Here is an 8,070-nt window from a genome sequence, read left to right on the forward strand (position 1 = left end):
TTCGTCGTGAGCGTCAGAAGAGCAGGGATGCCAAGCGCCCGCGCGCGCGGAGGACGCGCGCGTCATCGTCGCCGACGATGCCGAACAGCTCCAGGAGACGCGCACGCACCGGAGCGCGCTCCTCCGCCGGAAGGGTTGCGAACAGGTCGAGCAGGCGTCCGAACGCGTCGTCGACGTGGCCGCCGGCGAGATCGAGATCGGCGACGAGGAACTGCGCCTCGACGTCGGTGGGAGCCGCAGCAGCAGCCGCGCGTGCCTGCTGCAGGTCTGCGCCCTGGACCCGGTTCAGAAGACGAACCTGCCCGAGACCGGCGGCAGCCTCGGCGTCGCGCGGGTTCTCCGCGAGAGCGCGCTCGTACGCCGAGATGGCGCGCGGATAGTCGCCTTCTTCGATCGCTGCGAAGGCCTCGGCGTGCAGCGGCGGCAGCGGAGCCTCGGCGGGCTCGTCGGCATCCGCGGCTCCGTCCGCCGTCGGCACCGTTCCGGTCACGCCGTGCTGCGCCGCCAGCTGCAGGAGCTGCGCGAAGACGTCGCGCACCTGCTGCTCGGGAACGGCACCGTTGAAGAGGGGAACCGGCTGGCCCGCGACGAGGGCGACCACCATCGGGATCGATTGCGCGCGGAAGCCCTGTGCGAGCTGAGGATTGGCATCGACGTCGACTTTCGCGAGCACGACCCGTCCGCCGAGTTCGGTCACGACCTTCTCGAGCACGGGGCTGAGCTGCTTGCAGGGCCCGCACCACTCCGCCCACAGGTCGACGACAACGGGAACCGTGCGCGACAGCTCGAGCACGTCGCCGAAGGTCGCATCGGTGACGTCGAAGATCAGCTTCGCCGTCGTGGCATCCGCGGCCTGCGCGGGAGCGCCACCCGACGCGGGCGGCGTGGGACGGTTGCGCAGCGACGACAGATCGACCGCACCGCGCATGACGGAACCGGGGGCGGGAGTGCTCACGGGGACACCTTCGCTTCGAGGAGGCTGGATCGGTAGCCGAGGAGACGGATCGGATCGTCCGACCCCTGGCTGGGGACGTAGAAGAAGATCTGGTCGGAGTAGGTCGTGGTGAAGCCCGTCGCCGACTGGTCGACGCCGGTGAGAGCCTTGACCGCGGGGTTGTTGTCGAGCTTGATGACGGCGTCCGCGTTGGTCGGCTTCGCCGTGTCGCTCTCGTAGACGTTCACAGCGACGATCGCGCCGGTGTCGAGAGTGGCGAGCGCGATCGGATCCGTGGGACCGGCCGACGCCGTGAAGCTGATCTCCGCCGTGCCCGCTCCGGTCTGGTTGAGCTCGTCGGTGCGCTTCTTCTTGTTGTCCTCGATCGCCGGCAGGAGCAGGTCGTTGGCCGTGTCGAACTTCGACCACGACGCGCTGTTCTGGCCGTTGTTGATGAGGTCCGCGTAAGCGGTGGCGAGCTCGTTCGGCGGCATCACCAGGAACGAGGAGTCCGGCGGCACCTGGGTCGCGCCGACGTACGGTGCGGCGAGTTCGGGCAGGTTGGTGGATGCCTCGAGGTTGCCGACGTAGGACGCCCGGTACTCCGACCAGGGGTTGTCCTGCGTCATCATCATGATGGTCGTCGTGGGGGCGCTCGCGTCCGCGGACTCGACGACGGTCATCACGGTACGCGGCCACGCGTTCGTGGTCTGGGGAAGCGTGATCTGCACCGGCTCGGCGGGGATGGCGGGCAGCGCCGGACGATCGGGGATGGCCGCACGAAGTGTGTAGTTGGTCTTGCGCTCGGCGAGCGCCGGACCCGTCAGGCGCGTCTCCGCGGCGGTGGCGTCCATCGCCGCATCGGCCTGCGCGACCGTCTGCGAGATCCGCGAGACGATGCGCTGCGCCTGCGCCTCGGTCACCGCCGGGGGGAACTGCCCCTCGGGCACGATGACCGTTGCGGACGGGCTCGGCGAATCCGACGCGGCGATCTGCGGCCAAGCGTCGGCGGAGCAGCCCGCGAAGAGGGCGGCGGACACCCCGAGGGCGGGAAGAGCGACGAGCGCGCGACGACCCGACCCGAGCACACCGCGCGTCCGGCCGTTCCCCCGACGGCGGGTCGACTCGCTGATCACCCCTTTGTCGTCGGCGTCGGCGATCGAAATGGGTTCCGTCACCGGCAGCGGAAGCCCCTTGCGACGGGGACGCCGCGAGCGACGGACATGACGGATGCCGAGGACGTAGAGCACGAGGCCGATGAGCAGAACGACTCCCCCGCCCACGATGAGCGGGCCCGCCCACGGAGTGGAGTTGTCGACCGGCCACGTCACCGTGATGGTGGAGGGGGCCGGCGCCTGCCCGTCCGAGGCGACGAGGACGCTCATGTCGGCGGGAAGCTGCAGGGTCTGGGTGAGGGTGCCGGTCTGCTCGAACTCGTCGAGCCAGAGGTCGGAACCGACCGGCGAACGCGCACCGGCCGTCTGCGTTCCCGTCGTGGTGCCGGCCGTTCCCGTGGCATCCGTGCCCCCGGTCGCATCCGTCGCGGTCGTCGAATCCGCGGGCGTGGGCTCCACGGTCGGTTCGATGACCGAGGTCTCGACGGTGTTCTGGTCGCCCATCGTGACCGAGGTGTACTCGGCGTCCGAGAGCCACGCGCGCATGTCTTCGGTGCGGCCGTACGACACGAAGACGTTCGAGGCGCCCTCGACACGCAGCGTCTGCGCCCCCGGAAGGCTGCCGAGGACCGCGCCGTCGATCATCGTGTAGGCGGTCGACTGATCCGTCTGGATCGTCTGCGATGTCTCCGCCGGCCCTTGGAACACGGTGCGCTGGGCAATGCCCGCACCGATCATGACGGCGGCGATGATGAACGCCACCACGGCCCAGACGAATCTCACGCTATGCACCATCCCCAATCGGCGACTCGGGTGGTCGCCGAAGAATCGACGTTTCAGACTATCGGAGGACTCCTGAAAGTTCGCGGCGAGGAACGTACGCGCCCCGCCGCCGCGCGCTCAGTATCCTTGCGGAAAGGACGCGGCCACGGCCGCAGGAGGCGGGAGTCCCCGGCATGAAGATCCACAACCCGTTCCGGGTAGCACTGCTCGCGACGCTCGGTGTCGGCGTCGGGCTCCTGCTCATCGGCAGCGTCGAGAACCTGTCGACGATCCTCCTCTACGTGGGCACCGCGCTGTTCCTCTCGCTCGGCCTCGACCCGGTGGTCTCCTTCCTCGAACGGCGCGGGCTCCCGCGCTGGGCGGCCGTCCTCGCGACGATCCTCGGTGTGCTCGGCATCTTCGCGGGCATCATCCTGATGGTCGTCCCGATCATCGTGAGCCAGATCGCCCAGCTCGTCGCGCAGATCGAGGAGCTCCTCCGGCCCGGTCGGTGGAACGAGATCGTCTCCGGCGCGCAGGACTGGGCCTCGTCGACGCTTCCATGGCTCCCGCTCGATCAGGTGTGGGCCGGCATCCAGCACTGGTTCTCGACGCTCGACGTCGGCTCGATCTCGACCATGGTCGGCAACAGCCTCTTGACGATCGGCGGGGCGGTCGCGGCGGGCCTCGGTGGCGCCTTCATCGTGCTGATCCTGACGATCTACTTCACGGCATCCACGCCGTCGCTCAAGTCGGCGGTCTACCAGCTGGTTCCCGCCTCGAAGCGCGCCCGCTTCATCGAACTGGCCGAGAAGATCACGGATTCGGTGGGGTACTACGTGATGGGCCAGGTCAGTCTGGGCGTGATCAACGGCATCCTGAGCGCGATCTTCCTGAGCATCATCAACGCGCCCTTCCCGGCGGTCCTCGCGGTCGTGGCCTTCTTCTTCTCGCTCATCCCGCTCGTGGGAACCCTGACCGGATCGACGATCATCGTCCTCACGTGTCTGATCCCCGGTCTCGGCTCGCCGACGATGGCCCTCATCGCCCTCATCTACTACCTCGTGTACATGCAGATCGAGGCCTACGTCATCTCACCGCGCATCATGAACCGCGCGGTGTCGGTCCCGGGAGCGGTCGTCGTCATCGCGGCGCTCGCGGGCGGGGCGCTGCTGAACCTGCTCGGCGCGCTGATCGCCATCCCTGTGGCGGCCAGCATCCTGATCATCTATCGCGAGGTCATCATCCCGCGCCAGAACGAGCGCTGACGACGGTCACTCCGTGACGTCGTCGTCCCATTCGACGGCGAGCGGCAACGCGTCGGGGTTCACCGCGGCGACGATCTCGGTCAGGACACGGCGGGTCTGCGTCTCGCCGACCCAGAGATGCTTGCCGCCGTCCACCGCGATGAGCGTCGCGTGCGGGATCGACGCGAATCGCTCGCGAGCCTCGTCGGGGCGCAGGTAGTCGTCGAACTCCGGCACGAGCACCACCACACGACGGTTATCGTCACCCCACGCGGCGACCTCCTCGGCGGTCGCGCGATGCAGGGGCGGAGAGAGCAGGATGACGCCTTCGATGTCGTGGTCGCGTCCGTACTTCAACGCGAGCTCCGTGCCGAACGACCAACCGACGAGCCAGGGGCGCGGCAGCCCGCGCTCCCGGACGACGTCCATGGCCGCGGCGACGTCGAAAGCCTCGGCCGCTCCCCCGTCGAACGAGCCCTCACTCGTGCCGCGAGGCGAGGTCGTCCCCCGTGTGTTGAATCGCAGGACCGCCAGGTCCGCCAGCGCTGGGAGGCGGCCGGCCGCCTTACGCAGGATGTGCGAATCCATGAACCCGCCCGCGGTGGGCAGGGGGTGCAGGGTGACGAGCGTCGCGACGGGCTCGCGCTCGGCCGGAAGGGCGAGCTCACCCACCAGGGTGAGACCGTCGACGGTCTGCAGATCGATGTCTTCTCGTCGCGCCGGGAGCAGGACGGGTCCGCGAATCTCCATCACGCAATCCTCCAACAGGGTGTGTGCCAGTGGCGACGCGCGGCCAGGTCGGCCGCGTCGCCGAGAACACCGTCCGCGCGCCACACCACCACGTGCGCCACGCCCGGCTCGACAGCCCGACCGCATCCCGGGCAGCGATACTCCTTCTGCGCCTGAGGGGCCGAGATGGGCTGAACGGTCCATTCGATACCGCGCTTGATCTCGCTGCGCTTCCAGCCGGCGATCAACCGGTCGAGCGAGTCATCGCCGCGACGGGGATCCGGCCGGCGCTTGCGTGAGCGGGGCATGGATGCCACTCACCACCAGTGGTTGCTGGTCCAGAACGCGTACGCACCGGCCCAGCTGCCGTAGCGGCCCGTCGCGTACCCGGTCGCCCACCGCAGGTTGTCGACCGGGTCGTACCCGTTACCGGGAACCTTGCTGCACGGCAGCGCTTGCACGAGCCCACACGCCCCCGAGGAGCGGTTCGTCGCGTTCGGGTTCCAGCCGCTCTCGCGGCTCACGATGTAATCGACGTAGCCCATGTCGGACTCGGCGATGCCGGCGGCCGCCATCCACTCGGCGGGCGCACCGCCGCCCGTGTAGAACAGCGGGCCACCCCCGCCTCCCGAAGACCCCTGGTCTGCCGGGGAGGGAGTGGGAGTCGGCGTCGGCTTCGGCTTGACGTAGACGTTGTAGCTCGCACGGTCGAGCTGCGGCGATTCACGCTCGCCCGACGTGGCGACGACCTGCGTGTCGTTCAGCCCCTCGGCGAAGAGCGTCACCGTCTTCGGCTCCTCGGCCTTCGCGCTCGATATCACGGCCCCCATGGGGCCGACGTAGGCCGCCGCGAAGAGAAGCGCGGCGCAACCGGCGAAGACACCGACCACACCACGGCGGCGAGACCACCGAGGGGCGCCGCGGCGAGGGAGGGCGGGGGGAATGACGTCGGCCGAGTTCGCGCCACGGCGCGAGACGTGGCGCGAAGACGCACGTGTGAGGTCGGATCCGGAAGTCACAGTTCCTCGAGTCTACCGATGCCGCGCAAGGGCGGCGACGTGCGCATCAACCGATCGCGAGCATCACTTCGACGACCGCGTCGAGAACGGCATCCACCTGCTGCTCCCGATAACCGCCGCGTTCCATGCGGAACGCCACCGAACGCACCTGCTCCGCGGTGATCGGGTCACCCGTGGCGAGGTATCGCGCGATGCGGTCGGCGGCGACGTCGACCTCTTCGACGCGGTAGCCGTAACGCATGAAGCCGACGCGATCGAACCGGTGCCCGCGCGGCCGCTGAAGCCGGTCGAGGACGACCTGAGCCGTGTCGCGGGTCTCCGCCACCCACGCCCGCGCGCCCAGACGAGACAGCGCATGTTCGCGCTCGCGCGCGGCGAAGGCGTCTTCGACCCGTCCGAGCGCGGCATCGACCGGTCCGATGGCGTACCCGCCGCGGACGAGCGGGAACGCCATCGCTCGAACCTCTGTCGAGCGCAGTGTGCCGTCTGCGTCGGACTCGAAGGCCTCTCGCGCGCGGGCGAGGAACTGGTCGACGGCTCGCTTCTCGTATCCCTTCGTCCGGCCGGGAGCGTCCGGGAACGGCTCGCTCGTGCGGCGGTCTTCGGTCGTCGTTTCGGTCATGACACTCCCAGCGGGGCGAGCAGATAGAACATCGCGAGGGCGGCGATCGCCGACGGCAGGATCGAGTCGAGGCGGTCGAGGACTCCACCGTGGCCCGGAAGCCACGAGCTCATGTCCTTGATGCCGAGGTCGCGCTTGACCATCGACTCGCCGAGGTCGCCGACCGTCGCGGTCGCCAGCACGACGGCACCGAAGATCAGCCCGGCCCACCACGGGATGTGGAGCATGAACGCCGCGAGGAGGACACCGGCGACCAGAGCGGCGACGCACGCCCCCGCGAAGCCTTCCCAGGTCTTCTTGGGGCTGATGCGCGGTGCCATCGGATGGCGTCCGCCGCGTCCGAAGGTCAAGCCCGAGACATAGGCACCGGTGTCGGAGACGACCGCCACGATGAGGAAGGCGAGCACCCACCACTCGCCCCGATCCTCCGAGAGCAGGATCGTCGCGAAACTGCCGAGGAACGGAAGGTAGAGCTGGATGAATCCCGCCACGAGGACATCGCCGAGCACGGCGGCGCGCGTGCGCCCGTCGCGAGCGAACATCTGGCCGACCAGACGCCAGACGATGACGATGACGACCGCAGCCAGCGCAGCGACCCAGTGCACCCACAGTCCGGCGAAGAATCCGCTCAGCAGGAGCAGAAGACCGAGTCCGAGCTGCGGGCCGATGTCGACGCGTCGGCCGGATGCCTGGAGGGCGCGCGAGAACTCGAAGATCGCCAGCCCCACGGCCGCCGCAGCAAAGAGGACGAACAGCCACTTGAAGAAGATCAGCGAGGCAATGACGACCGCCCCGATCAAAACGCCGATGAGGGTTGCGAGGATCAGGTCGCGGCCCGTGCGCTGCTTGATCCGCTCGTTGGCCTGATCGAACTCGGCGCGGGCCTGGGCGATGTGCTGCTCGGCATCCGATCGCATCGCGCGCAACTGCGATTCGATCGCCGTCACGCCTTCGCCGGTGGCAGGCGATCGGCGCGGTCCGTCGGCACGACGACGACCGGCCGCACCGGTGTGCGGCTCGGCGTCGTCGCGTTCGGACTCATCGGTCATCGACGTCAGACCTCGAGGAGTTCGGCCTCTTTGCGCTTGAGGGCCTCGTCGATCTGGTCGACGTGCGCGCGCGTCACGCCGTCGAGCTCTTTCTCGGCGCGGACCAGCTCGTCCTCACCGACGTCGCTCTTCAGGGCATCGAGGTCGTCCTTCGCCTTGCGGCGCAGGTTGCGGATCTGGACCTTCGCGTCTTCGCCCTTGCCGCGGACGAGCTTGACGTACTCTTTACGGCGCTCCTCGGTGAGCTCGGGCATCGTGATGCGCACGATGTTGCCGTCGTTCGTGGGGTTCACGCCCAGGTTCGGCATGTCGCGGATGGCCTGCTCGATCGCCTTCAGCGCCGACTTGTCGTACGGGTTGATGACGAGCGTGCGCGCCTCGGGGTTGTTCAGCGAGGCGAGCTGGGCGAGCGGCGTCGGCGAGCCGTAGTAGTCGACCAGGACCTTCTGGAACATCTGGGGGTTCGCGCGCCCGGTGCGGACGGTCGCGAAGTCCTCCTTGGCGGCCTCCACGGCGCGATCCATGCGCGTTCCGGCATCGGCGAGCACATCGGCGATCACGGTGACTCCATTCGTTGGGACTGACGTCTCAGT

9 protein-coding genes are annotated in these 8,070 nt (G+C 68.9%); 1 reads left to right on the plus strand and 8 read right to left on the minus strand.

Going from position 1 to position 8,070, the window contains the following annotated elements; translation table 11 throughout:
* Nucleotides 1-13: 13 nt before the first annotated feature.
* Together P2P98_RS18930 and P2P98_RS18935 are read right to left on the minus strand one after the other, a co-directional pair.
* Nucleotides 14-955, minus strand: a complete 942-nt coding sequence (locus tag P2P98_RS18930; protein WP_275801826.1) for a tetratricopeptide repeat protein — start codon at nucleotides 953-955, stop codon at nucleotides 14-16.
* A complete protein-coding gene (locus tag P2P98_RS18935; protein ID WP_275801828.1) occupies nucleotides 952-2,832 on the minus strand; it encodes a glycosyl transferase in 1,881 nt (626 codons plus the stop codon). The genes P2P98_RS18930 and P2P98_RS18935 overlap by 4 nt, the downstream gene beginning before the upstream one ends.
* Before the next feature lie 173 nt (nucleotides 2,833-3,005).
* Between P2P98_RS18935 and P2P98_RS18940 the strand changes: the two genes are divergently transcribed.
* Nucleotides 3,006-4,079, plus strand: a complete 1,074-nt coding sequence (locus P2P98_RS18940; RefSeq protein WP_275801829.1) for an AI-2E family transporter — start codon at nucleotides 3,006-3,008, stop codon at nucleotides 4,077-4,079.
* A gap of 6 nt (nucleotides 4,080-4,085) precedes the next feature.
* Here P2P98_RS18940 and P2P98_RS18945 read toward each other — a convergent pair whose 3' ends face one another.
* The 6 genes from P2P98_RS18945 to frr are packed head-to-tail and all read right to left on the minus strand — an operon-like array spanning nucleotide 4,086 to nucleotide 8,037.
* Nucleotides 4,086-4,808, minus strand: coding sequence for an alpha/beta fold hydrolase (locus tag P2P98_RS18945; RefSeq protein WP_275801830.1), 723 nt, complete (start codon nucleotides 4,806-4,808; stop codon nucleotides 4,086-4,088).
* Complete coding sequence (locus P2P98_RS18950; protein WP_275801832.1) at nucleotides 4,808-5,095, minus strand: hypothetical protein; 288 nt, start codon at nucleotides 5,093-5,095, stop codon at nucleotides 4,808-4,810. Before P2P98_RS18950 ends, P2P98_RS18945 begins: the two co-directional genes overlap by 1 nt.
* A gap of 9 nt (nucleotides 5,096-5,104) precedes the next feature.
* Nucleotides 5,105-5,806 carry a transglycosylase SLT domain-containing protein gene (locus tag P2P98_RS18955; protein ID WP_275801833.1) on the minus strand — a complete coding sequence of 234 codons (702 nt, stop codon included), beginning with the start codon at nucleotides 5,804-5,806 and terminating at the stop codon, nucleotides 5,105-5,107.
* A 46-nt stretch (nucleotides 5,807-5,852) separates the two neighbouring features.
* Nucleotides 5,853-6,428, minus strand: a complete 576-nt coding sequence (locus P2P98_RS18960; RefSeq protein ID WP_275801834.1) for a DivIVA domain-containing protein — start codon at nucleotides 6,426-6,428, stop codon at nucleotides 5,853-5,855.
* Complete coding sequence (locus P2P98_RS18965) at nucleotides 6,425-7,477, minus strand: phosphatidate cytidylyltransferase (protein WP_275801835.1); 1,053 nt, start codon at nucleotides 7,475-7,477, stop codon at nucleotides 6,425-6,427. The genes P2P98_RS18960 and P2P98_RS18965 overlap by 4 nt, the downstream gene beginning before the upstream one ends.
* Nucleotides 7,478-7,482: 5 nt before the next feature.
* Nucleotides 7,483-8,037, minus strand: coding sequence for a ribosome recycling factor (frr, locus tag P2P98_RS18970; RefSeq protein ID WP_058596098.1), 555 nt, complete (start codon nucleotides 8,035-8,037; stop codon nucleotides 7,483-7,485).
* Nucleotides 8,038-8,070: the final 33 nt, after the last annotated feature.

The sequence above is a fragment of the Microbacterium sp. Kw_RZR3 genome, assembly GCF_029222405.1.
Taxonomy (GTDB): Bacteria; Actinomycetota; Actinomycetes; order Actinomycetales; family Microbacteriaceae; genus Microbacterium.

Coding starts and splice junctions, on each gene's coding strand:
- P2P98_RS18960 (WP_275801834.1), bottom strand. CDS start 6,428: ATGACCGAAACGACGACCGAAGACCGCCGCACGAGCGAGCCGTTCCCG.
- P2P98_RS18950 (WP_275801832.1), bottom strand. CDS start 5,095: ATGCCCCGCTCACGCAAGCGCCGGCCGGATCCCCGTCGCGGCGATGAC.
- P2P98_RS18940 (WP_275801829.1), top strand. CDS start 3,006: ATGAAGATCCACAACCCGTTCCGGGTAGCACTGCTCGCGACGCTCGGT.
- P2P98_RS18945 (WP_275801830.1), bottom strand. CDS start 4,808: ATGGAGATTCGCGGACCCGTCCTGCTCCCGGCGCGACGAGAAGACATC.
- P2P98_RS18965 (WP_275801835.1), bottom strand. CDS start 7,477: ATGACCGATGAGTCCGAACGCGACGACGCCGAGCCGCACACCGGTGCG.